This is a genomic window from Fredinandcohnia onubensis, from assembly GCF_002734215.1.
GTDB lineage: Bacteria > Bacillota > Bacilli > Bacillales > Bacillaceae_L > Ferdinandcohnia > Ferdinandcohnia onubensis.
In genome coordinates, this window is record NZ_NSEB01000006.1 from 45,109 (window position 1) to 71,834 (window position 26,726).

General features: G+C 36.8%; 27 protein-coding genes. 5 read left to right on the forward strand and 22 right to left on the reverse strand.

Features of this window, described 5'->3' with window-relative positions; all coding sequences use genetic code 11:
• Positions 1–14: 14 nt before the first annotated feature.
• The 4 genes from CKK03_RS07105 to CKK03_RS07120 form a co-directional block, all read right to left on the reverse strand.
• Positions 15–1,301, reverse strand: a complete 1,287-nt coding sequence (locus CKK03_RS07105) for an MFS transporter (RefSeq protein ID WP_099361928.1) — start codon at positions 1,299–1,301, stop codon at positions 15–17.
• Positions 1,302–1,435: 134 nt separating this feature from the next.
• Positions 1,436–2,044 carry a superoxide dismutase SodA gene (gene sodA / locus CKK03_RS07110; RefSeq protein ID WP_099361929.1) on the reverse strand — a complete coding sequence of 203 codons (609 nt, stop codon included), beginning with the start codon at positions 2,042–2,044 and terminating at the stop codon, positions 1,436–1,438.
• A 190-nt stretch (positions 2,045–2,234) separates the two neighbouring features.
• Complete coding sequence (locus tag CKK03_RS07115) at positions 2,235–2,717, reverse strand: DUF456 domain-containing protein (protein WP_099361930.1); 483 nt, start codon at positions 2,715–2,717, stop codon at positions 2,235–2,237.
• A gap of 62 nt (positions 2,718–2,779) precedes the next feature.
• The gene (locus CKK03_RS07120) at positions 2,780–4,414 is read right to left on the reverse strand and encodes a Na/Pi cotransporter family protein (protein ID WP_180271190.1); all 1,635 of its coding nucleotides are present in this window, start codon (positions 4,412–4,414) and stop codon (positions 2,780–2,782) included.
• Between the two features lie 274 nt (positions 4,415–4,688).
• Between CKK03_RS07120 and yqfZ the strand changes: the two genes are divergently transcribed.
• Positions 4,689–5,015 carry a protein YqfZ gene (gene yqfZ, locus CKK03_RS07125; RefSeq protein WP_099361931.1) on the forward strand — a complete coding sequence of 109 codons (327 nt, stop codon included), beginning with the start codon at positions 4,689–4,691 and terminating at the stop codon, positions 5,013–5,015.
• Positions 5,016–5,141: 126 nt separating this feature from the next.
• Positions 5,142–6,248 (forward strand): flavodoxin-dependent (E)-4-hydroxy-3-methylbut-2-enyl-diphosphate synthase, encoded by a 1,107-nt coding sequence (ispG, locus tag CKK03_RS07130; RefSeq protein ID WP_099362271.1) that lies wholly within the window; start codon positions 5,142–5,144, stop codon positions 6,246–6,248.
• A 53-nt stretch (positions 6,249–6,301) separates the two neighbouring features.
• On the opposite strand, the gene CKK03_RS07135 is transcribed toward ispG, so the two are convergent.
• From CKK03_RS07135 to CKK03_RS07150, 4 genes are all read right to left on the reverse strand, one after another.
• Positions 6,302–6,697 (reverse strand): hypothetical protein, encoded by a 396-nt coding sequence (locus CKK03_RS07135; protein WP_099361932.1) that lies wholly within the window; start codon positions 6,695–6,697, stop codon positions 6,302–6,304.
• Between the two features lie 109 nt (positions 6,698–6,806).
• Complete coding sequence (gene zur, locus CKK03_RS07140) at positions 6,807–7,220, reverse strand: zinc uptake transcriptional repressor Zur (protein ID WP_099361933.1); 414 nt, start codon at positions 7,218–7,220, stop codon at positions 6,807–6,809.
• Positions 7,217–8,059, reverse strand: coding sequence for a metal ABC transporter permease (locus CKK03_RS07145; protein WP_099361934.1), 843 nt, complete (start codon positions 8,057–8,059; stop codon positions 7,217–7,219). Before CKK03_RS07145 ends, zur begins: the two co-directional genes overlap by 4 nt.
• Before the next feature lie 4 nt (positions 8,060–8,063).
• On the reverse strand, positions 8,064–8,837 hold the full coding sequence (locus tag CKK03_RS07150) for a metal ABC transporter ATP-binding protein (protein ID WP_099361935.1): 774 nt from the start codon (positions 8,835–8,837) through the stop codon (positions 8,064–8,066).
• A 167-nt stretch (positions 8,838–9,004) separates the two neighbouring features.
• Between CKK03_RS07150 and CKK03_RS07155 the strand changes: the two genes are divergently transcribed.
• Positions 9,005–9,271, forward strand: coding sequence for a DUF2624 domain-containing protein (locus CKK03_RS07155; protein ID WP_245864055.1), 267 nt, complete (start codon positions 9,005–9,007; stop codon positions 9,269–9,271).
• A gap of 30 nt (positions 9,272–9,301) precedes the next feature.
• Here CKK03_RS07155 and CKK03_RS07160 read toward each other — a convergent pair whose 3' ends face one another.
• Positions 9,302–10,195, reverse strand: coding sequence for a deoxyribonuclease IV (locus CKK03_RS07160; protein ID WP_099361936.1), 894 nt, complete (start codon positions 10,193–10,195; stop codon positions 9,302–9,304).
• A gap of 57 nt (positions 10,196–10,252) precedes the next feature.
• The gene (locus CKK03_RS07165) at positions 10,253–11,560 is read right to left on the reverse strand and encodes a DEAD/DEAH box helicase (RefSeq protein ID WP_099361937.1); all 1,308 of its coding nucleotides are present in this window, start codon (positions 11,558–11,560) and stop codon (positions 10,253–10,255) included.
• A gap of 235 nt (positions 11,561–11,795) precedes the next feature.
• Between CKK03_RS07165 and vrrA the strand changes: the two genes are divergently transcribed.
• Positions 11,796–12,350: a VrrA/YqfQ family protein gene (vrrA, locus tag CKK03_RS07170; protein WP_099361938.1), complete on the forward strand. Its 555-nt coding sequence runs from the start codon at positions 11,796–11,798 to the stop codon at positions 12,348–12,350.
• Between the two features lie 103 nt (positions 12,351–12,453).
• Complete coding sequence (locus CKK03_RS07175; RefSeq protein WP_099361939.1) at positions 12,454–13,401, forward strand: 4-hydroxy-3-methylbut-2-enyl diphosphate reductase; 948 nt, start codon at positions 12,454–12,456, stop codon at positions 13,399–13,401.
• Between the two features lie 60 nt (positions 13,402–13,461).
• On the opposite strand, the gene CKK03_RS07180 is transcribed toward CKK03_RS07175, so the two are convergent.
• The 12 genes from CKK03_RS07180 to glyQ all read right to left on the reverse strand — a co-directional run bounded on the left by CKK03_RS07180 (position 13,462) and on the right by glyQ (position 26,530).
• Positions 13,462–14,589, reverse strand: coding sequence for a Nif3-like dinuclear metal center hexameric protein (locus CKK03_RS07180; RefSeq protein WP_099361940.1), 1,128 nt, complete (start codon positions 14,587–14,589; stop codon positions 13,462–13,464).
• A complete protein-coding gene (locus CKK03_RS07185) occupies positions 14,586–15,290 on the reverse strand; it encodes a tRNA (adenine(22)-N(1))-methyltransferase (protein WP_099361941.1) in 705 nt (234 codons plus the stop codon). The genes CKK03_RS07180 and CKK03_RS07185 overlap by 4 nt, the downstream gene beginning before the upstream one ends.
• 114 nt (positions 15,291–15,404) lie before the next feature.
• Complete coding sequence (cccA, locus tag CKK03_RS07190; RefSeq protein WP_099361942.1) at positions 15,405–15,758, reverse strand: cytochrome c550; 354 nt, start codon at positions 15,756–15,758, stop codon at positions 15,405–15,407.
• 229 nt (positions 15,759–15,987) lie between these two features.
• Positions 15,988–17,127: an acyl-CoA dehydrogenase family protein gene (locus tag CKK03_RS07195; protein WP_099361943.1), complete on the reverse strand. Its 1,140-nt coding sequence runs from the start codon at positions 17,125–17,127 to the stop codon at positions 15,988–15,990.
• Between the two features lie 66 nt (positions 17,128–17,193).
• The gene (locus CKK03_RS07200; RefSeq protein ID WP_099361944.1) at positions 17,194–17,727 is read right to left on the reverse strand and encodes a hypothetical protein; all 534 of its coding nucleotides are present in this window, start codon (positions 17,725–17,727) and stop codon (positions 17,194–17,196) included.
• 280 nt (positions 17,728–18,007) lie between these two features.
• Positions 18,008–19,144 carry an RNA polymerase sigma factor RpoD gene (gene rpoD / locus CKK03_RS07205; protein ID WP_099352239.1) on the reverse strand — a complete coding sequence of 379 codons (1,137 nt, stop codon included), beginning with the start codon at positions 19,142–19,144 and terminating at the stop codon, positions 18,008–18,010.
• A 52-nt stretch (positions 19,145–19,196) separates the two neighbouring features.
• On the reverse strand, positions 19,197–21,005 hold the full coding sequence (gene dnaG, locus CKK03_RS07210; protein WP_099361945.1) for a DNA primase: 1,809 nt from the start codon (positions 21,003–21,005) through the stop codon (positions 19,197–19,199).
• Positions 21,006–21,039: 34 nt separating this feature from the next.
• The gene (locus CKK03_RS07215) at positions 21,040–21,480 is read right to left on the reverse strand and encodes a YaiI/YqxD family protein (RefSeq protein WP_099361946.1); all 441 of its coding nucleotides are present in this window, start codon (positions 21,478–21,480) and stop codon (positions 21,040–21,042) included.
• Between the two features lie 380 nt (positions 21,481–21,860).
• A complete protein-coding gene (locus tag CKK03_RS07220) occupies positions 21,861–22,673 on the reverse strand; it encodes a pyruvate, water dikinase regulatory protein (RefSeq protein WP_099361947.1) in 813 nt (270 codons plus the stop codon).
• 41 nt (positions 22,674–22,714) lie between these two features.
• Positions 22,715–23,359, reverse strand: a complete 645-nt coding sequence (gene ccpN / locus CKK03_RS07225; protein WP_281254481.1) for a transcriptional regulator CcpN — start codon at positions 23,357–23,359, stop codon at positions 22,715–22,717.
• A gap of 209 nt (positions 23,360–23,568) precedes the next feature.
• Complete coding sequence (gene glyS / locus CKK03_RS07230) at positions 23,569–25,647, reverse strand: glycine--tRNA ligase subunit beta (protein ID WP_099361948.1); 2,079 nt, start codon at positions 25,645–25,647, stop codon at positions 23,569–23,571.
• Positions 25,640–26,530, reverse strand: a complete 891-nt coding sequence (gene glyQ / locus CKK03_RS07235) for a glycine--tRNA ligase subunit alpha (protein ID WP_099352233.1) — start codon at positions 26,528–26,530, stop codon at positions 25,640–25,642. The genes glyS and glyQ overlap by 8 nt, the downstream gene beginning before the upstream one ends.
• Positions 26,531–26,726 lie beyond the last annotated feature (196 nt).

The window sequence follows — 26,726 nt, forward strand, 5'->3', positions numbered from 1 at the left end:
GATTAAATATTGCCTTAAGCGGTGGATCCACCTTCTCCTTCTATTAACTTGCGATTTGCCCCCGATTTTGATTGGACTGGACCAGATGCATCTGGTGTTTCGATACGCCGGATCGGGATATAAAGTAGGATATGTCCTGCACCGACAATCGCTAGAAGGATTGGAATGCTTTGTTTTTCGTCGAAGAAAGTAACAGCAAGTAGGAACAAAATAATCGAGAGTATTCTGCCGCAGTTTAAAAAGATTTCCCTCACTACCACATATTCAATTCTCATCTCTTTTGCGTTCCATCCCTTACCAATTACATCATAGGTTAAAGAGTTATAAGGAACGAGTAAGATGGGATAAGCAATTCCAATAATAACACCATATATGATGAGCCTTGCATAGGTTACATCAAAAAGAATCGCAAATATTGCAAGATATATCATTAAACCGCCAAGAAGTATTGCCTTTTTGCGCATTTTCTTTTTGATTAACCTCGTTGCCAGGAAATAAAACAAAAACGATACGGCCGAATTGATTAATCCAAATTTCCCTAAAGCCAACTCGCTGCCTGTCGCAACGAAAACAAACACTGATATGACAAATACAAATGTACCTTCACGGATTCCTTGGAAAAAGTGAGCATGAAGAATATTTTTCCAGTTTGAATTATTTTTCCGTTCAGCTAGAATTCGCCTAAATACAAAATCTCCTTCGGCACTTCGCCTTTTCAAGAAAAAGCTCAGCACAACAGCACCAGTAAACAACCCTAAAGAGATTCCAAAAATAACCGTGTAACCAGTAAAACTTTTCATTGAAGATATGATGATTCCCGCTGCAATAGGACCAATCATTCCTGCGAATGAGCCTAGCAACCCTAAAAATCCGTTAAAAAAATCACGCGTTTCAGGCTCTGTAATTTCAAAGGTTAAAACATTAAAGGCTAACCAGTAAAAGCCATAACCTATTCCAAGTAGAGCCCCTAGTAAAAGCAAATACTGCGAGGCATTTTCACCAATCCAGAGAACGGTGATATAAAAAATGGCTAAGAATGAAACTCCAAGCCTTAGCACGATCACTCTATCTATTTTCTTAGCCCATCTTCCTGCTAGGATAAAGGTTATTGGTTGCATAACAACGACTGCTAAATTATATAACCCTAAATCCTTAAAATCTCCTGACTGCTTCCATAAGTACACATTCACAAAGGTGTTCGATAAGGCAATACTTAATGCATACAATCCACCAATTACTAGTAATAATATTAAATCCCTGTGTATGGGTACATCACCTAATACCTTTTTAAAACCAAACATCTGCTGACTCCCCTTTTTAATCTACATCATTATTGTGTGATAAAAAAAAGGAGATATACAAAGAAAAGCAGAAGGTTCCTGAGCTTTTTAAAAAATAAAAAGCCAGTGAACGAATCCACTGGCTCTCATCTAGATTACTTTGCAGAATTGTAACGGTTTGCTACTTCTTCCCAATTAACTACATTAAAGAATGCAGAAATATAATCAGGACGACGGTTTTGATAGTTTAGGTAGTAAGCATGCTCCCAAACATCAAGACCAAGAATTGGAGTTTTACCTTCCATTAATGGAGAATCTTGGTTTGGAGTGCTTGTAACTTCAAGCTCTCCATTGTTAACAACTAACCAAGCCCAACCAGAACCAAAACGAGTTGTAGCTGCTTTAGCAAACTGATCTTTGAATGCTTCAAAGCCTCCAAATTTGCTATTGATTGCTTCTGCTAATTCGCCAGTTGGCTCTCCGCCACCGTTTGGAGAAAGAATAGTCCAGAATAAGCTGTGGTTTGCATGTCCACCACCATTGTTTCTTACTGCTGTACGAATATCTTCTGGAACAGCGTCAAGATTAGAAACTAACTCTTCTACTGATTTACCTTCTAGATCAGCTTTTCCTGCGATTGCATTGTTTACGTTTGTAATGTAAGTATTATGGTGCTTAGTGTGGTGAATATTCATTGTTTCTTTGTCAATGTGTGGTTCTAAAGCATCATAAGCATAAGGTAATTGTGGTAATTCGTATGCCATTGTTTTTTCCTCCTTAAATATGTATGTCAAATTGAACCTTGAAAACGATTTCGTCTTCAGTAGTCCTCACTTGTAAGATTACCAAAATAAGTATAACCTTTCAAATGAAAAGCACTATTAATTCATAAAACTTAATACGTAATCAAATAGTACCAGATATAAAGTTCCCTATAGATGAAAGGATTATTCATCAGAACACAACAATTAAAAAATAGATAATCATAATAGCTTGAATGATCCCTTTTGCCAGAACTCCACTGAGAAACCCAATAAGAGAACCTACACCACTTTTAAATGCATCTTTTACATTCTTTTTATGCACGAGTAATTCTGCTAAAAATGCACCCAGAAATGGACCTATAATAATACCAAAGATCGGAATTATAAAAGGGCCAACGAGAAGTCCAATCGTACTTCCCCACACAGCTGCCTTACTTCCACCATACTTCTTTACCCCAACTAAATTAGTCGCATAATCAGCACCTAATAATAGAAGGAGAAATAACCCCTCAATTACCCAAAACCAAATCGAAAACGAATCAAATCCTTGGAAGAACCCATAAACTAAGAAGCCACCAGCAATGAAAAGCACACTCGGAATAATCGGATAGACAAGCCCGATAAATGCAATTACAAACAATAATATAATAATTGTCCACATGAGAAATTCCATAACTTTCATCCTCCTTTAAAAAAATACAAGGCATTGCATGCCTTGTATTTATTGTAAGAATATTAAAGTTGTCTTTCGCCTAGAACTGCTTCTGCAATATTAACAGCGTGGTCACCGATACGCTCAAGATTACTGATAATATCAACGAATACGATTCCAGCTTGTCCAGAACATTTACCTTCATTTAAACGTAGAATATGCTTCTTACGTAATGAACGCTCCATTGTATCAATCTTTTCTTCTTGTTTTACAACATCAATCGCCAATGTACGATCATTCTTTTGAAGACTTTGAACGGCTTCATTCACTGTGTATATTGTTAATTTAAACATTTCATTTAAATCTTCCATTGCATCGTCTGTTAATTTCACTTTATTTGAAATCTGATAGTCAACTAACTCCACAACGTTTTCAAAATGGTCACCGATTCTTTCGATATCACGAATCGTATTAACAAGAACGGAGTGTAAGGATGATTCCTGTGCAGAGAGTGATCTCGATGAAATTTTGATTAAATAATCAGTAATTTTTTTATCTAAATTATTTATCGCGTCCTCAATTTGCATAGCTGTATCTGAATATTTTTGTGCTTTCTCATTTAAATAGGTATTTGATTCTTCCAGACCCTTAACAGCAAATTCACCCATTCGAACGACCTCTTCTCTCGCTTGCCCCAATGCGATTGCAGGTGATTGTTCAATAAAGACAGGATCAAGATGTTTTGCCTTGTACTCAATTAGCGAATCCTCGCCTGGAATTAGCTTCGTAACAATAAAGGCTAAAACAGCAATAAATGGAAATTGAATAATAGTATTTGTCACATTAAAGGTACCGTGTGCAAATGCAATGGTCATTTCCGGATTTAAATTTAAGGCATCTTGTAGATATCCTATAAATTTTGTAAATGGAACAAGGAAAAGCATAAATAGAATAGTACCAATAATATTAAAGAGAACATGTGTTAATGCAGCCCGCTTTGCAGCAACAGATGCCCCGATTGCAGCCAAAACAGCTGTGATTGTCGTTCCAATATTATCACCAAACAGAACAGGTATAGCTGCTTTTAGATCTAAAAGGCCTTCTCCAAATAATCCCTGTAATATACCAATTGTTGCACTTGAGCTTTGTACAACAACCGTAAATAAAGTACCAATAACAACTCCTAGAATAGGGTTAGAACTCATATTAACCGTTAAATCATGGAAGGTTTCAAGGGATCTAAGAGGCTTCATTCCATCCCCCATTAATTCTAAACCTAAGAATAAAGCACCAAATCCGAAGACAATCTGTCCAAAATTATGTACTCTTTTATTTTTAAAGAAGAAAAGTAAGATTGCACCTACCGCAATAATTGGGAGTGCGTAATCAGAAATTTTAATACCTATGATAAATGCAGTAATCGTTGTCCCGATATTGGCTCCCATTATGACACCAATTGCTTGTCTTAACGTCATAAAACCAGCACTTACTAGTCCTACAACAATAACTGTTGTCCCTGAACTACTTTGGATTAAACATGTTACAAAAATACCAGCGAGAACACCCATGAATGGATTGGTAGTAAATTTATCTAAGATATCCCTGAGTTTATCACCAGCAGATTTTTGTAATCCATCCCCCATGTACTTGATACCAAATAAGAAAATACCAAGCCCACCTATAAACTGAAATATCATACTTTGTACGTCTAGTTCCACAATGCCAACTCCTAAAAATATAATCGAATTTTGTAGTAAAGCCATAAAAATAGTACCGTAGTCCATTTTTAATGTAAAGGTTTATTAAGTAAATTTACAATACTGTAACATTAAGTTATTTTCCCTTCTCTTGTAGCTCTATTTTTCACTTGATATGCAAAATTATGTATTTCTAGTTTCCCTATTAAATTTTTCTCCCTAATCTATTATTTATTGGAATATAGTGGTCATCGAAGCATATTCTGTATTAAGTAGACCTAGCGGAGGTTTTAATATGAAACGTTTATTTGCATTCCTAGCCATCGTGTTTATTGTATATATTATTTATTACGACATAAAAATCGGGACTCTACCAACAGTAAAAAATGAAACGATAGAGACAGCTGAAGTTGTTGCCCAAACATCAAACGATCCATATTTGGAAGTCAAGGTGAAAGCAGGTGACACTTTGCTTTCCATCGTTGAGAGAGTAAATGAAGAGAGACAAATCTCCTCCATCGAATCTGTAATCAAGGATTTTGAAGAGCTTAATCCAGATAGTAAAGCAGAGCTTCTACAGATTGGGAAAACTTACAAATTTCCATTGTATATGAGTGAATAAGGGTAATTTCTTGTCAATTTATTATTTCAACTGTAAAATAGGCAAGTAAATGATTCTTTAGACTAGATATTTTTGAAATAAAGGATTACTCTTATATAAGTTATTCAAATGCTTTTAAAAGGAGCGATATTTGTGAGTGAAATCATCCATCGTACAAAAACACGTCCTGTAAAGGTAGGTAATTTAACGATTGGTGGTAACAATGAAGTAGTTATTCAAAGTATGACCACAACAAAAACACATGATGTAGAAGCAACGGTTGCTGAAATCAAAAGACTTGAAGAAGCAGGCTGTCAAATCGTTCGTGTAGCATGTCCTGATGAGCGTGCAGCAAATGCAATATCTGAAATCAAAAAGAGAATTTCAATTCCTCTTGTAGTTGATATACATTTTGATTATAAATTAGCCTTAAAAGCGATTGAAGGTGGGGCCGATAAAATTCGGATTAATCCAGGGAATATCGGTCGCAAAGAAAAGGTTGAAGCTGTTGTAAAAGCTGCAAAAGAAAAAGGGATTCCAATTCGAATCGGTGTAAACGCTGGATCGTTAGAGAAGCGTATCCTTGATAAATATGGCTATCCAACAGCAGATGGTATGGTTGAAAGTGCTTTACATCATATTAAAATCTTAGAAGACCTTGATTTCCATGACATTATCGTTTCAATGAAGGCATCAAGTGTACCGTTAGCAATTGAGGCATATGAAAAAGCAGCAATGGCTTTTGATTACCCACTTCACTTAGGGATCACTGAATCCGGGACACTATTCTCTGGAACAGTAAAAAGTGCAGCAGGTTTAGGCGCTATTTTAAGTAAGGGAATTGGAAATACACTACGTATTTCATTAAGTGCTGACCCAGTGGAAGAAATTAAAGTTGCCCGTGAATTGCTAAAATCATTTGGTTTGGCGGCTAATGCAGCAACATTGATTTCATGCCCAACCTGTGGACGTATTGAAATTGATCTAATTAAAATTGCAAATGAGGTTGAGGAGTATATCTCAACGATTAAAGCACCAATCAAGGTTTCTGTGTTAGGATGCGCGGTTAACGGCCCTGGTGAAGCACGAGAGGCTGATATCGGCATTGCAGGAGCAAGAGGAGAAGGTTTACTCTTCCGCCACGGTAAAACTGTCCGTAAAGTACCTGAAGAAACTATGGTAGAAGAATTGAAAAAAGAAATTGATAAGCTTGCTGAAGAATATTACGCAAAACAAGCAGCAGAGCAAAAATAAAAAACAAGCCCGACAAATTGTCGGGCTTATTTTTATTCCACATAATCACGTTGTTAAAAAAATGGGAGGATAAAGATGCCAACGATAATCGAAACAGCACCAATTCCAATTGCCCATGCTCCTAAACCAGTTGCTCCACGTCGACGTGCAATAAAACCAATGATAATACCTGCTGCTCCTAATAATACAGGCATTACGAATAAGGAAATGATTGATAAAGCTAAAGCAAGCCAGCCTAAACCAGCACCACTCGATACATTATCATTCGTATTATTTCCTTGATTTTGGTTGTTCGCCTCACGTTTAGGGGTTCCATAATTGATTGGAGCGGCAACTTCTGCTGCCGTTTCCTCATTGTAGCTTGAGTCAGCATTTGCACCTAAATTTGGATCAACGTATTCAAAATCATCGTCTCGAATCTTTCTTACGTTTGTATCTTCATTCGCCATGCTTATCCCTCGCTTTCCTTATCGGTAAGGAGCATTTTTAGTATGAGTTAAAGGAGCGAGAAATATAATTGTTAATCATTGACTGTAATACCAATAGAGCAGAATAAAGTTAGATTCTACATTCTGGACATGAACCATAAATTTCAAATTTGTGACCTGTTATATCATAACCAGCTAAATTATCGTTCATTTTATCCATAGGACATGATTCAATTTCCTTAGTTTTCCCACATTCCAAACAAATAAAATGATGATGATGGTGACTTCCACCACAAGTAAACCGAAAATGCTTCTCACCTGAAAGCTCCGTCATTTCCAATATACCAAGCTCCACAAATAATGAAAGATTTCTATAAATGGTATCAAAACTTAGTCCAGGAATGTTTTCCTTTAAATCGTCCAAAACATCCTTAGCTGTTAAATACTTATCAGATACGGAAAAGAGTTCAAGCATTTCCTGTCTTTTCCCTGTATGTTTAAACCCTTTATCCTTCATTAACTGCATCGCTTCAGAAACATTCATGTTGTTCTTCCTTTCCACCTTTTTTTCCAACTGATTGCGCCTAAAAGAATAATGATTGCAAGTACAACGATGGTTCCCCCTGGAGCTAAATCCAGATAGTATGAAAGCACTAATCCCAAAATGACGGCTAACTCTCCAAATACAACCGAAAGGATGATCGTTTGTTTAAAACCCTTTGCAATTCGAATGGCTGCCGCAACAGGCAATGTCATTAAAGATGAGACTAATAAAATCCCAACTATTCTCATTGATGCAGCAATGACTAATGCGACTGTAACAATAAAGATAAAATGAATTGTTTTTGCATTAATCCCTGAAACAGCTGCATGCTCTTCATCAAACGATAATAAAAATAATTCCTTATATAGAAAAGTAACAATAACAATTACAAGCACAGAAATTGCAAGAATGGTCCATAAATCTAACCGGCTAATCGCACTTACACTACCGAACAAATAATTGAATAAATCTGTGTTAAAGCCGTCTGCGAGTGAAATAAAAATAACGCCTAAACCAATTCCACTGGATAAAATAATGGGAATTGCAAGTTCCTGATAATGCTTATAAACTGTTCTTAAACGTTCAATAAATAGAGAACCAACGACTGAGAAGGTCATTCCCATGTAAATGGGATTAATTGGCCCCGCTAGCCCAAGCTTCTTTTCAAGTAAAAGGCTCGCAGCAATCCCTGCTAACGTCACATGACTTAAAGCATCCGCAATGAGTGACAGTCGTCTTACCACTATAAAAACACCGAGTAACGGTGCAATAAATCCAATTAGCAATCCACTAAGGAATGCATTTTGTAAAAATTCATATTGAAAAATATCTGAAAGCATCGTTTCACCTTCCATGGCTATGTTCATGGGTAATTACTTGAAGTGAATGTCCATAAAACTGGGATAAATCCTGATCTTGAACATGTTCAAACTCATCAGCACTTCCATGGAAATGAAGGTGCTTATTTAAACATGCAACATGTGATACTTTTTCGGATACTGTCCCTACATCATGGGTAACTAATATCAATGTAATTCCCTTGTTTTTATTTATGTCCTCAAGCATATTGTAAAAAGTTTGAACAGTTTGGGCATCCACCCCAACAGTCGGTTCATCAAGGATAAGAAGGTCTGGTTCACTGACAAGCGACCTTGCGATAAAAACGCGCTGTTGTTGTCCTCCAGAAAGCTCCCCAATGTTCCGATATAAAAACTTTTCCATTCCAACTGCTTGAAGTGCATCCATGACTTTTTTCTTGTGTTCTTGTTTGAAAAAATGAAACAATCCAAGCTTTGCGGTAAGGCCGCTTGAGACAACCTCAAATACCGTGGCCGGAAAGCCTGAGTTAAAGCTATTTGCTTTTTGAGAAACAAAACCTATTTTTGGCCAATCTTTAAATTTTGAAATGGGTGTGCCAAATAATTCAATTGACCCTTCTTGAAGTTTAACTAGTCTAAGGATGCTTTTTAACAGGGTGGTTTTACCAGATCCATTAGGACCTACAATAGCTAAGAAAGATCCTTTAGGGACAACTAGATTAATGTTTTCTAAGACGGTTTGTTCCTCATATCGAAAAGAAAGATCCTTTATCTTTAATACCGAATTTGGATGTGTCAAGTTATCACCTTATCTATCGTTAATTTTTGCTCTTATTAAGAATCATTACGATTTATACTTTATGAAGTATACAGGATGAATTTTATAAAGTAAAGAAATTGATGTTCAAAAAAGATTTATGCACACACCTTTTCGTTATGAAATAGACTAACGAGAGGAAGGTGAAGATGATAACAATGAACATTTATCAACAAATCATTAATCAAAAATTAAAAACGTTAACACCTGATGACTTAATGAAATACGGGAAACAATATGATATATATGTATCCAAGGAACAAGCAACAAATGTATTAAAATTAATCCAAAAAAACAAGAATATTAATATCTTTAATCCAGAAGAAAAAAATCAGTTATTAAGGGAAATTGCCCGTGTTACAAGTCCTGAGGTTGCAAGAAAACTCAACCAATTGTTTATCAAATTTACAAGTTAAAAAAAAGCTGTCCATGGACAGCTTTTTTATTTACTGATTGATTATTTTCTCGAGTAAACCCTCATCAAATGATTTTGATCGGATCATTTCAATTTCGTACTTATATGGAGCCTTTTTACTGTTTTTGTCCTCACCTACATAAGGTGTTTCAAGGATTTTAGAGACATTTTCTAGGGATGGATGATGAACAATATAATTGATTGCATTAAATCCAATTTTACCAAAACCAATATTTTCGTGACGGTCTTTTCTTGCCCCTTTATCATTTTTGCTATCATTAATATGGAGGACTTTGATTCGATCTAGACCCACTAACTTATCGAATTGTTCTAAGACTCCATCAAAATCATTCACAATATCATAGCCTGCATCGTGAGTATGACAAGTGTCAAAACAGACAGATAGCTTTTCATTATGTGTTACTCCATCAATAATTTGGGCAATTTCTTCAAATGACCTTCCACATTCAGATCCTTTACCGGCCATTGTTTCTAACGCGATCTGTACTTTGTGTTCCTTTGTCAGTACCTCATTTAAACCCGCAATTATCTGCTTTATTCCCGCTTCAGCACCTGCTCCAACATGTGCACCAGGATGAAGTACAATTTGATTGGCACCAAGTGCCTCTGTTCTTTCAATTTCAGAACGTAAAAAGTTTACACCTAGTTCATATGTTGCAGGGTTTGAAGTATTACCGATATTGATGATATATGGAGCATGAACAACAATCTCATCAATCCCATTTTCCTTCATATGAGCATGTCCAGCTTCTATATTTAAATCCTCAATTTTTTTTCGTCTTGTGTTTTGGGGTGCTCCTGTATAAATCATAAATGTATTTGCACCATATGATACGGCTTCTTCACTTGCTGCTAGAAGCATTTTTTTTCCACTCATTGATACATGTGAGCCAAGTTTTAGCATGCTATACCTCTCCTATCTCCCTACAAATTCATAAAAGTATATTACCATAGATCATGCTTATTTTCTCTTTAAACGTTTTTGGCGCTTTTTAATTTTTTCCATTTCTTGATTCATCTTTTTCTTATAGCCTGGTTTCACCTTCTTAGGCTTTTTCACCTGACTTTGTGCAAGTTTATCAATTTCATCAACTTGCTTTTTTCTAGCCTTTCGTTTGTTTCTTTCGCCAATATTGACCCATTCTTCATTTTCAAGGTCCTTATTTACAAAAGTAACTCCCATTTTTTCAAGTCTTATAATTGCATCTTCATCCGCTGGCTCATAAATCGTAGCTGCAATTCCTGAATAGCCCGCCCTTGCCGTTCGACCTACCCTGTGAATGTAAAAATCAAGATCACTAGGTAGTTCATAATTAATGACATGGCTCACACCTTCAATGTCAATACCTCTTGCGGCTAAATCCGTTGCCACTACGTATTGGAACTCTAATGAATTAATTTGCTTCATGACCTTTTTACGTTCTCTTGGTGGGAGGTCTCCGTGGAGTCGCCCTACCTTCATCCCTTTTGCGATTAAGCCATCCGCTACTTCGTCAGCCATTTTTTTCGTATTGGTAAAAATAATCGCTAAATATGGATTATAAACCTCTAACATAGATTTCAGAAGGTTAAGCTTATTTCGATGTCGTGATGGTACAAGAATATGTTCTACTTTAGCGGCAGTAGCCTGTTCAGGTGCAACATGAGTGTATCTAGGGTTTTCCATATATTTTTTTAGAAATGGCTTTAATTTCTCAGGTATGGTTGCTGAAAACACTAAAATTTGTAGATCTTCGGTCATTCTCGCTGCAATTTGGTCGACGTCTTCGATGAAGCCCATATCAAGCATTAAATCAGCTTCATCGACCACGATTTGACTCGCTGTGTAAACTTGAAGAGCTTGTTCTTTAATTAAATCGTGAATCCTTCCAGGGGTTCCAACAACAATATGTGGTTGTGTTTTTAGTTTTTCAATGGCACGTGCTTTATCCGTCCCACCTACAAACAATTTTGCTGTAATTGGATTCTCTCCACTAAATTTAATGATTTTTCCTATTTCATGATGTATTTGCGTTGCAAGCTCACGGGTAGGTGCAGTAATAACTGCCTGTACCTCCTGTTTTGCAGAATCAATTTTATTAATAATTGGCAGTATGTACGCATGGGTTTTTCCTGTACCTGTTTGTGATTGCCCAATCGCACTTTCGCCCCGCTGAATGCTCGGTATTAACCGTTCTTGAATTTCGGTCGGCTTTGTAAATTTAATCTCTTTTAATGCTTCAAGTATAAATGGCTGAAATTGAAAACGTTCAAAATCTTTTACTGTCATTACGATCCCTCATTTATATAAATATGAATTTGTTTTGCAAGGTTTGGGTTTTATTATATGTTTTCTCATAACCTAACAATTTATTATATAGGAAAGCTTGTCAAAATACCAATTGCGCCCATTTGAAGTAATAGGTAAAACATTTAATTCACCCACCGCATATCCTAAAAATAAGGTATTATCACCCGATTCATTCTTCTACTTAACTTAGGTAATCTGAAAGGAGGAGAAGTAAATGTTTTATCCACGACAACCAATGAATCAAATGAGAGCAATGAGACAAATGAGGCCACCATCCATGTTTCCACAGCAATATGGGTTTCGACCACCAGGAATGTACGGTGGTATGCAAGGCATGCAAGGACAAGGAAGATCCGGATTAGGTGGCCTTTTGAAAAAATTAATCCCTGGAATGGGAAAGTCGAATCCCATGCAAGGAATGGGAGGTATGCCTGGTCTCTTTAATCCTTCACAAGGAATAAACGCTGGCACCCTTCAAAGTTTAGCAAACCCCTCTAATCTTAGTGCGATGATGGGAAATGTACAAAAAACGTTAAAAATGGCTGAATCTGTTGTTCCAATGGTTCAACAATATGGGCCATTAATGAAAAACATCCCCGCAATGGTTAGGATGTATAGTGCGATTAAAAATGCAGGGAATGAACAGGAAGAAGAGAATGAGACTATTTCACTATCGGATGTGACTTCAGACAGTGAAGAGTTTGAAAATAAAGAAGAAAAACCAAAAGCAAGTGGTACCGGTAAATCCGTTCCAAAGCTTTACATTTAAAAGACTTTGTATTATCCTTCATACTCAGATATAATAAATACGAGATTACGAGAGTACCAATAGGTATGAGCTATCCGATTTATTGACTGAGGAGGTGAAGAGCATGGAAGTAATCAAAATTGCTCCCCGTGGATATTGCTACGGTGTAGTAGATGCGATGGTAATTGCGAAAAATGCCGCTTTAGATAAAACATTACCAAGACCTATATATATACTAGGAATGATTGTTCACAATAAGCACGTAACTGATGCCTTTGAAGAAGAAGGAATTATTACGCTTGATGGAGCAAACCGTTTAGATATTTTAAATCAGGTTAAAGAAGGTACCGTTATTTTCACAGCACATGGCGTTTCACCAGAGGTGAAAAGTTTAGCAAAAAAACGTGGTCTTGTTACACTTGATGCAACTTGCCCTGATGTAACTAGAACACATGATTTAATTAAGGAAAAAACAGCTGAAGACTACCACATTATTTATATTGGTAAAAAGGGCCATCCAGAGCCAGAAGGTGCATTAGGTGTAGCACCTAATTTCGTTCATCTTGTTGAAACGGTTGAAGATGTTGAAAAACTAGAGCTAAATCATGAAAGGCTTGTTGTGACCAACCAAACAACAATGAGTCAGTGGGACGTTCTTCATGTAATGGAAAAAGTTAAGGAAAAGTTTCCACACGCTGAAGTCCACAATGAAATATGTTTAGCTACACAGGTTCGACAAGAAGCTGTTGCCCAACAAGCAACTGTGGCTGACTTAACAATCGTAGTTGGAGATCCGAAGAGCAATAACTCAAACCGTCTCGCACAAGTTTCCGAAGAAATTGCAGGTACAAAAGCATATCGTGTTGCAGACGTAAGTGATATTCAACTTGAGTGGCTAAAAGGTGTTGAGAAAGTAGCCGTAACAGCTGGCGCTTCCACTCCAACGCCAATCACAAAAGAGGTCATTAACTTTTTAGAGCAATTCGATCCTGAAAATGAGGAAACATGGGAACGAGCTCGAAAAGTTCCACTCTATAAAGTGTTACCAAAGGTAAAAGTAGCTAAAAAATAAACGATCAAAAGCGTTCTTAAATAAAGAAAAGGTACTCCAGCAAAATTGGAGTACCTTTTTTCATAGGAATTGAAATGGGTCTGTATTTAGTTCCGAAGTAATCACAGTAACCTCGAGCTTCTCTTCTTTGAAACGCTCTGTTAAGATATTAGCTACCCCTTTTTTCATGACTTTTTCAACATTGTGGCCTGGATCAACAATATTAAGGCCCATCATCATTGCATCATGAGCAACATGGTAATACATATCTCCAGTTACATACACATCTGCACCAGCTCTTTTAGCCTGTGAAACATATTTATTTCCGTCTCCTCCAAGCACCGCAACCTTCTTCACTTTATCTGAAAGAGAACCAACGACACGAAGTCCATCTACTTCTAATTTATCTTTAACATGCAAGGCGAATTGTTCAAGTGTCATTTCCTGTTCGAGATAACCAACACGTCCAAGTCCAAGCACATTACCTTCATTTTCAAGGGGATAAATATCGAAAGCAACCTCCTCATATGGATGCGCGTTAAGCATAGCCGTGATCACCTTCTTTTGAAGGCCACTCGGGAAAACTGTCTCAATTTTGATTTCATCCACAACTTCTAATTTACCGACTTCGCCTATATGTGGATTTGTCCCTTGATGTGGTAAGAATGTTCCTGTACCAGGCGTGTTGTACGTACAATGACTGTAATTTCCGATATAACCGGCACCAGCCGAGCCTAAAGCTTCTCTTACCTCATCAGCAGACTCTCGAGGGACATAAACAGCTAGTTTTTTTAACTTTTCCTCGTAGGTTGGTGCAAGCAATTTAATATTGGTTAACCCCAATGCTTCCGCAAGTAAGTCATTCACGCCCCCGACAGCCACGTCTAAATTTGTATGTGCTGCATAAATAGCAATGTTATGTAAAATACATTTTTCAATGATTCTACCAGACGGTGTATCCGTTTGAACCGTTTTTAAGGGTCGAAAAATAGGAGGATGATGAGCAATAATCAAATCAACATCATTTGAAATGGCTTCATCAACCACATTTTCTAATACATCCAGTACAACCATTATTTTTTTTATTGGTTTGTTTAATGTACCAACTTGAAGGCCAATTCTTTCTCGATCACCTTCGACGGCTAAGTGCTTTGGAGAAAATTGCTCAAATACTTGTATCACTTCAAATCCGTTAGGTATTTTGCTCATTGAAATGCCTCCTTTACTATTTTTATTTTTTGCTTGAGCTCTTCTTTTCGTGTCTGATTTTCGGGTGTTTCTCCTGCTGTCTCAAGCTTTGATAAGATCTTTTCCCAATGTTTCAGTTCATGAGCCCATTTTTTTTCAAAAACTGAATTTTTTTCTTTTAATAAGAATGGTCCTAATAAAAGTTCTTGTTCCTTATCCTGATAAGGCTTAAGTGGGTTTCCTTTTTCGGCAACTAACACTTCATAGATTTTTTTGTCTTCCTCTAGGATTTCTTCAGCGATTAGCTCCCAATCGTTTTCAATAAGCCATTCTCTAATTGTTGAAGCACCAATATTTGGTTGCAGGATGAGTCTTTGTACACCAGGAAGTTTGTTTTTGCCATTTTCAAGAATGGAACGGATAAGCGATCCACCCATACCTGCTATGGTAATACATGTAACTTCATTTGGTTGAATGACTTCCAGACCGTCCCCTTTACGAGCTTCAATTTTGGAATCAAGCTCACTTTTGGAGATTTGTTTTTTTGCAGATTGTAATGGTCCCTCTGCTACCTCTCCTGCTATCCCCCCAGAGATAAACCCATTTAAGTATGCATAGCACGGAAGATAGGCGTGGTCAGACCCGATGTCTGCTAATATTGCCCCTTTTGGTATGTATGATACGACAGTTTCAAGCCGCTTTGATAGCTTCTCTTCATTCATTATAACACCACATTTTTTTAGTTATTATTATACAAGATGTCAGTAGAAACTTCCATCTGACAGGGGAGGGCAGTAAAAAACCCTTTACATTTATGCAAAGGGTTTTTTTATTATTTATTTTTGTTCAACTAACCAATTTGCGATTTCTTGTACTTGTGCAGGGTCTTTAACTAAGCCACCTGGCATCGCACCTCTACCATTAGTGATTACATCCTGAATCTCTTCTACGGAAAGATCAATACCTTTTAATGCAGGCGCAGTACCTTGACCTGCTAAATCTTGACCATGGCATGCTGCACATGTTCCTTGGACAACTTCTTCTGGGGAAGCAGCTGCTGTTTCTGGAGCCTCTTCACCTTGGTTTGCCATTTCATCCATGTTACCTAGTCCAACAAAGCCTAAAAGGAACATAAGTCCAATACCGAAAACTGCAATCAGGGCAAATGGTATTAATGGATTCTTTTTCATTATTCTGACCTCCCTTACCTTATGTACATCAAAAATAGATATAATTATTATTCTATACAAACACTCTCTATTTTACTTGAAAAATGATAGAAGTAAAAGACCTATTTGTACAAGAACTTATTTAACATAATATTGTAAAATTATTTTACACAAAAACGTCACAAATTTGTCATAAAAAATAATAAAAACTCCTTACCAATTGGCAAGGAGCTAATCAGACATATTCATTTTAGCATCCAATTGAACGTGCAATGACCAGTCGTTGAATTTCAGATGTCCCCTCCCCGATTTCAAGAAGCTTTGCATCCCGCATAAATCTTTCAACATGATATTCTTTCATATAACCATAGCCACCGTGTATCTGGACAGCTTGATTTGTCACCTCCATACAAATTTCAGAGGCATAAAGCTTTGCCATTGAAGCTTCTTTTGAGAAACTTCTTCCTTGATCCTTCAACCATGCAGCTTTGTATACCATATTCCGTGCCAGTTCAATCTTCATCGCCATATCTGCTAATTTAAATTGAATAGCCTGGAAGCTCGAAAGGGACTTTCCAAATTGTTTGCGTTCTTTTGCATAATGTAGGGCCTTTTCATAGGCTGCTTGTGCAATTCCAACTGCCATTGCTCCAATGCCAATTCTGCCGCCATCTAGCGTTATTAGAAACTGTCTGAAGCCCTCTCCTCGTTTTCCTAGCAGGTTTTCTTCAGGTACATGAACGTCCTCTAAAACTAATTCCGTCGTGTTTGAAGCATTGAGTCCCATTTTCTCATAATTATCAATAACCTTAAAGCCTTCTGCATCAGTTGGCACTATAATTGCGCTAATTTCTTTTTTAGCCCCATGACGGCCCGTTATCGCTGTGAGGGCTAGATGTTTTGCGAAACTAGCATTTGTGATGAAGCATTTATTTCCATTAATGATGAATTGATTATTTTCAACAATGGCTTCTGTTTGGGTCCCACCTGCATCTGAACCAGCATTGGGTTCTGTTAATCCAAAGGCTCCCAAGGACTCTCCTGTGCAAATAGGTGTTAAGTATTTTAGTTTTTGTTCTTTTGTTCCAAATAAATGAAGGGGTGCACCACCAAGTGAGATATGTGCCGAGTATGTAATTCCGGTAGATCCACAGGCACGGCTAAGTTCTTCGACCACGATTGCAAAGCTAATTGTATCAGAATCTGCTCCACCATATTCTTCAGGAAACGGCAGACCCATCATCCCTAATTCTCCCAGCTTTTGAAAAATTTCCTTTGGGAAACGTTTGTCTTTATCCCGTTGTTCAGCACCTGGAGCAACTTCTGCTTCGGAAAACTCTCTAATTGTTTTTTGAATCAATTTTTGCTCGGTCGTTAAATCGAAATTCATAATACCCCTCCCGATGTATACGTTTTCATATCCATTATATCGGGAATTGATGAATTTTCAAATAATTTAAATTTTCAATAAAGTAACTACTGAAATTATACTAACGAGAACGCCGGCTATCAAAAAATACTTCTTCTTTAAAAACACTCCAACTAAAATCCAACTGATACAATTCAATAAGATCATACCTATTAAATAAAGTGCCTGTCCTTTAAAAAGTAGTTCACTTAAATTCGCTGTTAAAAGCAAGGTAAAAAGGGCGAGAATAATTGAGCCAATATGAACGAAAAGTGGATTTGATCTTTGAGTAATTAGGCCTAAAATGCAGATAATTAAAAAAATAAAGTTTAATACCATTTGCAATATAGGCGATATTTCAGTAAAATAAGTGACAAGTAATAAAACTGGTAAAAGTAAACCAATTCCGATGATCGAAACAAATGGTGTTTTCTTAGTTAAAGTTGTTTCTTTTGTTGATTCAATTCCTTCTCCCTCTGTATATAACGAGAGTAGGAAATTACAATATGCTTCTGGCAATAATTTATTTTTACGCCAATATAGGATTTCATTGATAATAATCTTTTTTCTGTCTTGATTCATGAAAGCGCTCACCTTGTTTGAATAAAATCAAAGACAAAAACTCCATGTTTGAGTGGCATTGTCTTTGTGACCCCTGTCGAATGGGGCTAAAACTAAAAAAAATAGTTTACTTCAATTGTATGAAGTAAACTACGGAATGTAAATGAAAATATTTATCCCGCATTAACGGGCAGTAAGATCTCAATTCAGGACTTAGAGAAAAGAAGAAGGACAATTGGAGGATCAACTGCCCGTAAAAGCCCGATTGGTTCAACTAACCATCACAGATGGAAGTTTCACTTTATTCTAAGAAATCCTTTAATCTCTTACTACGGCTTGGGTGACGAAGCTTTCGTAGGGCTTTTGCTTCAATTTGTCGAATACGTTCACGAGTAACACCAAATACTTTACCAACCTCTTCGAGAGTACGAGTACGTCCATCATCCAATCCAAAGCGCAGACGTAATACATTTTCTTCTCGATCTGTTAAGGTATCTAGAACATCTTCCAGTTGTTCTTTTAAAAGCTCGTATGCAGCATGCTCTGATGGAGAAGTTGCGTCTTGGTCTTCGATAAAGTCTCCAAGATGTGAGTCATCTTCTTCACCAATTGGTGTTTCTAATGATACAGGTTCTTGTGCAATCTTTAAGATTTCCCTTACCTTTTCTGGTGTTAAATCCATATCTTCTCCAATTTCTTCAGGCGTTGGTTCGCGCCCCAGGTCCTGGAGTAGCTGACGTTGCACACGGATTAATTTATTAATTGTTTCTACCATATGAACAGGAATACGGATGGTTCTAGCTTGGTCTGCAATCGCACGTGTGATGGCTTGACGTATCCACCATGTTGCATACGTACTAAATTTGAAACCTTTGCGATAATCAAATTTTTCAACAGCTTTAATAAGTCCCATATTACCTTCTTGGATTAAATCTAGGAACAACATCCCGCGACCAACGTAACGCTTTGCAATACTTACTACAAGTCGTAAATTGGCTTCAGCAAGTCTACGTTTGGCCTCTTCATCACCTTGTTCAATTCGTTCAGCAAGTTGAATTTCATCATCAGCGGAAAGTAAATCAACACGGCCAATTTCTTTTAGGTACATACGTACCGGGTCATTTATCTTTACTCCTGGAGGAACACTTAGATCATTAAGATCAAATTCTTCTTCCTTGGATAGTTCTTGAATATTTGGATCATCTTCATTGTCATCATCAGCATCATGATCCCCGCTATCACCTAATAATTCAATTCCCTGCTCTCCAAGGAACTCATAATATTCATCAAGGTGGTCTGATTCAACTTCAAAACCAGACATACGCTCAGCGATTTCTTCATATGTCAATACACCGCGTTTTTTCCCTAGTGCTGTTAATTTTTCTTTAACTTGCTCTAATGTTAACTCTGTATCGACTTCTTTAGACTTTTCAGCCATTTGTTCCCCTCCTTCCAAACTTGTAAGACATAGAGGTTAGAAAACCTATTTGTTAAATTAATGCTTTTTTCATTTGAATGATTTCATTTGCAATTGTAGCAGCCTTCAAATAATCCTTACTTCGTTCAGCCTCTAGTTGCTCAGATTCTTTTTCTTTTATCATTGACATTTTTTTGTGATTCAACACCTGTTTCACATAATCTGATAAAACAGATTCCGTTACTTCCTCTTCAATGGACATCATTGCAATATCGGTGACAATCCTTTTTAAACTCTCATCATGAATCCTTGTTAGTAATGTGCTGATATCTGGTTCATAGCCTTCTTCATAAAATGCATATAGGTACGTCACAATCGCTCGATGCTCTTCGATATTAAATTCGGCTTGAAGCTGATCCTGTATTTTCTCAGCAATATCCCGACTACGCAACATATAAGCAATTAAATATCGTTCTGCATTATGATAGGCTTTTAGTAAATGTTTTGATACGGTAGGTTTCGCTTTCGTATTATTTCTATTCGAAGAGAAATTATCCCTTTTTTTCCGTTCAGATTTATAATACTGAAGCTGTTGGGTTTTTAATGCATCAAGTGATATTGAAAATTCACTTGATAATTGGCGCAAATAATGGTCCCTTTCTACAGCCTTTTCTAAAGAGGAAATTTCTTTAATAACATCTTCTATATAACGGATGCGATCTCCTTCATCCTGAAGATTTTTTCCTTTTCTTAAGTACTGCATTTTAAATGCCATTAATGTAAGACTTGCCCCTATTACATCATTTTTAAACTTATCTGCGCCATATTTTCTAATGTAGTCATCAGGGTCCATGCCATTTGGCATTGTTGCTACTCTTACATAACAACCCGCTTCACCTAGCATACTAGAAGCTCGTAAAGCGGCATCTAAGCCCGCATTGTCAGAGTCATAACAGATAACAACAGATTCCACATTCCGTCTTATTATTTTTACATGTTCATCCGTCAAGGATGTACCCATTGTACCAATTGAATTTGGAACATCAGCTGTATCTGCTGCAATGACATCTGCAAATCCCTCAAAAAGAACCACTTGCTGGTGTTTTCGAATAGCAAGTCTAGCTTGATGGAAATTATAAAGGGTCTTGCTTTTATTAAAAATAATCGTTTCGGGGCTGTTTAAATATTTTGGTTCTTGCCCCTTATCGAGCACCCTGCCAGAAAATGCTATGGTTTTACCTTGGTGATCCCATATCGGGAACATGATGCGATTTCGAAATCTATCAAAGAATGTTCCGGTATCCTCCTTTTTTACGAGCAGTCCGGCCCTTTCCATCAACTCAGGCCTAAAGCCTCTCTTCTGGAGAAATTTCGTGGCAAAGTCCCACGAGTCAAGGGCATAGCCAATTTCAAACTTATCGATGATTTCTCTTGTGAAGCCCCTATTGGTTAAATAGTCTAGCGCTGGTTGACCCTCTTTTGTATTAAGTAATAGGTGATGATAGAATTTCTTTAATAATTCGTGTGCTTCTTGCATTTTTGATGTTTCATTGTTTTTATCAGAAACAGCAGTTGGCTGTTCATAATCTGACAAATCTATGTTCACTTTATTAGCGAGGTTTATTGCCGCCTCCGCGAAGGAATACCCTTCTAAGTCCATTAAAAAAGAAAATACATTTCCACCTGCTCCACACCCAAAACAATGAAAGATTTGTTTATCGGGAGATACAGAGAATGAAGGGGTATTTTCACCATGAAATGGGCATAAGCCAAAATAATTTCTACCTTGCTTCTTCAATTGAACATATTCACTAACAACATCAACAATGTCAACAGAAATACGAATTTTTTCGATTGTTTCTTCGGGTATTCGATATCCCATGTATAACATCCCCAAGTACTAAATTATTCGATGTTTAGAGTTTAAATCCTGCAAGATTCGACAAACTTTTTTTAAAAATTTTAGTAAAATGTTGTCTGTCTTCGTCAGTAAAGGGTTTTGGTCCTTTTGAATATGAACCACTCCGTCTTTCTTTTGCAGATAAAAAGCGAAAATGGAGGATTTGTTCCATATCCTCTTCCTTAAACTCTTTGCCACGAGGTGATATAACAGTTACACCTCTATTTACTAAAATACTCGCTAAGCCAGTATCCTGGGTAATGACGATGTCTTTTTTTATTGCATGATTCATAATATAGAGATCTGCTGCTTCTTTCTCAGCATCCACGTACACCCATTTACCACCCATTGGAGTCGACATAACATGAGCATACGACGCTACAAATACAACATTGATATTATATGTACCTGCTATGCTAAGTATTTCTTCTTTAACTGGACAAGCATCCGCATCCACAAATATTTTATTCTTTTTTTCGTCATATTTCTCTATTCTACATCACTCCGAAGAATCCTTCTTTTCAAGATAAAGATTACAAATAAGTTCAAAAATCTGTGATTGTCCCATCTTTAGGTGAGCAATTATGGACAGATATTCTATCATTTATCGAAGGAGAAATATTGAAACAAGAAAAAAATGTCGAAAATTAATTCACCTATTCCATAATTTATCCTTGACAACCTTCAATATATAGTTTATTCTATCCAATCGAACTCTAAACCTAAAAATATGTATTTTTATCACAATTTTTTATTATAATATAAAATTCCTTCAAGCGCCATAAAAAAACATATCTTTTTTGAGATATGTTTTTTACTGTATAAGTAGTCTTATGATTATTTTGTTTTACGATTACTGATTTTATTTAAAATAATATTGGCCGTTTCTTCAACCGCTTTATTTGATACATCTACTACATCACAATTAATTTTATTCACGAGAGATTCAAAGTGGTCAAGTTCTTCTTTAATACGATTAATATTTGCATAGATCGCTTGGTCATCTAAACCTAATGACTTTAATCTTTCACGTCTAATATGGTTTAGCTTCTCTGGGCTGATTTTTAGTCCAAAGCATTTATTCGGTGATACTTTAAAGAGCTCTTCCGGTGGATCAACTTCTGGTACGATTGGGACGTTTGCGACTTTATAACGCTTATGGGCGAGATACTGAGATAAAGGCGTTTTCGACGTTCTTGAAACCCCGATTAAGACAATATCTGCACGTAAAATTCCTCTTGGGTCGCGACCGTCATCATACTTAACAGCAAATTCAATTGCCTCAATCTTTTTGAAATAATCCTCATCGAGTTTTCGTACAAGACCTGCTTCAAATCTTGGGTTACTTTCATAAAGGCCAGACATTTTTTCGATTAATGGACCAAGGATATCGTTTACAATTACCCCTTCACGTGCAGCTTCGATCACAAGAAAATCTCGTAGTTCAGGAACTACAAGTGTGAATGCAATAATTGCATTATTAAGTTTGGCAAGTGCGACAACCTCTGCTAATGTAGCTGTATCTTCTACATAAGGAATTCGTTTGATTTCTGTATGGGAGCCGTTAAATTGGCTAACTGCCGCTTTAACAACTAATTCAGCTGTTTCCCCAACTGAATCTGATACTACATATACAACGCGATTACTCATTTTAATTCTCCATCTCCTAACTTAAAAGATCAAAATGCTCATTAAAGGATTTCATCACCAGCAAGTCCTACGAACGCTTTTGTCATATTTGTCTTAGTGATTCTGCCAATTACCTCTATACCCCGTTCCGATTGCTTAACAATTGGTAATGCATCAATTTGTTTTTCAATCAATTTATGAGCCACGTCAATTAAAAGATCATCTTTTTCACACATCGTAATATTTGGCATACGTGTCATAATAATTGTAACGGGGACAGATTTTAAATCCTGATTTCCAAGACTTGCCCGCAGTAAGTCTTTTCGTGATAAAACTCCAACAAGAAGTGATGATTTATCCACCACAAACAATGTACCGACATCTTCTAAAAACATTGTCACAATTGCATCATAGACAGATATACTCTCATTAATCACAACAGGGATGGATTGGTAATCCATCACTTTAATTTTATTTATCCTATCCGCAAGTAATTGCTGACCTGTTTTACCCGTGTAGAAATAGCCGACACGTGGCCTGGCTTCAAGATATCCTGCCATAGTTAATATAGCGAGGTCCGGTCGAAGAGTTGCCCTAGTCAAATTTAAACGATCTGCAATAGCTTCACCAGTAATTGGCCCATTGTCTTTTACGATTTGTACGATTTGTTCTTGCCGCTTACTCAGTTCTATTGTACTCACCACCATTCCTAAAATCTATAGTATTTATTTTAAATATGTAAAGTGTTTGAAAAGAGTTATACTAATTATTAATTATTATATACTAATTGCGTAATCACGTATAGTAAATAGAAAAAGACTAGGAGCTAATTCTTCTGCTCCTAGTTTTTAATTGTTTATCCCAAGCGTTACTTTTTCGCGGTCATAAACGTGTACATACGTTTTTCATGTTCACTTTATTTTACAATAATTGCGTTCATGTCCCCAATTAAATAAATAATGTTAGCTAGTTGCACCATTTGTGCAAGTCGATTTTTCCTTACTGCTGCATCATCTGCCATAACCATTGTATGTTCGAAGTATTGATCAATTAGCTCTCTCAATGAAGCTAATAAGTGGAAAGCTTCTGCTACTTCATGATTGTTTAAACTTTCCATTACTTTTGGTTTTACTTCAGTGAACTTCTCAAAGAGATTCTTTTCCTCTTCAGATTGGAAAAGGCTTGGATTAATTTCAGCTTCTTCGCCTTTTTTGGCGATGTTAACAACCCTACCTAATGACTCAATAGTTGTTTTAAAATCTTGGTGGTCCTTGTTGTTCTCAAGCATTTCCGCCTTTTTAATAATAAGTCCAACATTTCCAATCTTTGTACCAAGAACCGCATCAATAATATCATAGCGGATGTTTCTAGTATTTAGTTCATGTTTGATTCGTAATTTGAAAAAGTGAACAAGTTCTTTCTTAATTTCTTGTTTTTCAAGCTTCGCAACTTTTGCCTCAACAAACAGATCTAATACATCATCAATTAGTTCTTCAAGGCCAATATTCCAACCTTTATCAAGTAATATTTGAACGACACCAGAAGCCATACGGCGTAATGCATATGGATCTTGTGAACCTGTTGGAATAATACCGATTGAGAAACATCCAACTATGGTATCCAATTTATCCGCTAAACTAACTAATGCGCCAATAGTCGAAGCAGGACTAGAATCGTCAGCATGTCTAGGCATGTAATGCTCGTTAATAGCTACCGCCACTGCCTCGTCTTCTCCACTTATTCGTGCATAGCGTTCTCCCATTACCCCCTGAAGCTCAGGAAATTCATACACCATATTGGTTACAAGGTCAAATTTGCATATTTCGGCTGCTCTGCTTGCTTTTTCCTGTGTTTGGCTATCAATTTTAAGAAGTTCTGACACCTTCTTAGTGATATGCTGAATTCTTCTAACCTTATCGCCAATTGAACCAATTTCTTCATGGTAGATTATTTTATCAAGCTTTTGGACTAAGTTATCAATTTCTAACTTTTGATCTTCTTTATAAAAGAAGTCTGCATCAGATAAACGTGCTCGTAAAACCTTCTCATTCCCTCTAGCAACTTTATCAAGATAGTTATGATCACCATTACGAACTGCAACAAAATAAGGTAGTAGGGCCCCGTTTTTGTCCTTTACAGGGAAATAGCGCTGGTGCTCTCTCATACTTGTAATTAACACTTCTTCCGGTAAATTCAAAAATTCTTCCTCAAATTTTCCGAAAAAGGCAGTAGGATATTCAACAAGATTCGTTACTTCATTCAGTAAATCTTCGTCCATTGGAATCTCCCAATTGTTGTCCTCTTCAAGTATTTTGATTTGATTCGTAATGGCTTCTTTACGCTCAAGATAATCCGCAATCACATATTGAGACATAAGTACTTTTTCAAAGTCTCTAGGTGATGTGATCTCAACCTCTTGACCTAAGAAACGATGTCCCCATGTTTTATTTCCTGATGTTACATTCGTAATCGTGATTGGTATAATTTGATCTCCAAACAAAGCGACAATCCATTTAATTGGACGGACATAGCGAAGCTCTTGATCGCCCCAACGCATATTTTTAGGGAATGAAAGATGTACGATAACATCCTCAAGTTCACCTAAGATTTCCTTCGTGTCTTTCCCTTTAATAAATTTATTGATATGTGCATATTCCACACCATTTATTTCTTTAAAAAAGATATCCTCAACAGAAGCACCTTGTCCTCTTGTGAACCCCATTGCAGCTTTTGTCCAATTTCCATCTTGGTCTAAGGCAATTTTTTTTGCTGGTCCTTTTGCTTCTAGTTCAACATCCTTTTGTTTGTCGGCAACGTCCCGAACAAGAACCGCTAGTCTTCTCGGTGAAGAAAAACTCTCTACTTGCTCAAATGAAATATTATGTTCAAGCAGCCAGTTTGTAACCTTGTCAGAAAGCTGATTCATAGAATCTGTTACAAAGCGTGCTGGCATTTCCTCTAATCCAATTTCAATCAATAAATCTCGATTACTCATTACGATCGTCTCCTTTTGCCTTCAGCATTGGGAAGCCTAATTTTTCCCGCTCTTCATAAAACGTTTTAGCTACCTTACGAGCTAAATTACGAACTCTGCCGATATATCCTGTTCTTTCGGTAACTGAAATTGCTCCCCTTGCATCTAATTGGTTAAAGGTGTGAGAACATTTTAAGACATAGTCATAGGCTGGATGAACGAGGCCTTCGTCCATTTGACGATGCGCTTCCTTTTCATAAATGCTAAATAAGTTAAATAGCATTTCTGTATCTGATGTTTCAAACGTATACTTTGAATGTTCGTATTCAGGCTGATGAAAAATATCTCGAACTGTAAATCCTTTTGTCCATTCAAGATCAAAGACATTCTCTTTATCTTGAATATATGAGGCTAAACGTTCAATTCCATATGTAATCTCAACAGATACTGGCTTACATTCAATACCTCCAACTTGTTGGAAATATGTAAATTGAGTAACTTCCATTCCATCAAGCCAAACTTCCCAACCAAGCCCTGCTGCTCCAAGTGTTGGGGCTTCCCAGTTATCTTCAACGAAGCGGATATCATGTTCTAATGGATTAATTCCTAATGCACGTAAGGAATCTAGATATAATTCCTGAATATTATCAGGTGACGGTTTCATGATCACTTGAAATTGATGGTGTTGGTATAAGCGGTTTGGGTTCTCTCCGTAACGGCCATCGACTGGGCGTCTTGAAGGTTCAACATACGCCACATTCCACGGCTCTGGGCCAAGGCTTCTTAGGAATGTGTAGGGACTCATTGTTCCAGCACCCTTTTCAACGTCATAAGCCTGCATCAGAATGCAACCTTGATCCGACCAATGCTTCTGTAGGGTTAATATCATTTCTTGAATATTCATTAATCTTGCACCTCCACAATAATTGCGAAAAAAATAAATTAGTTTTTACGATAAATCTTTTATAAAAATAAAAAACTCCCCTCCTCTATGCCTAATTGTAGACATAGGGACGAGAGTTTACCCGCGGTTCCACCCTATTTGCAAATAACTCTATGAGTTATTGCCTCTTTCAAGCGATACACTCTGGAACGCCTTC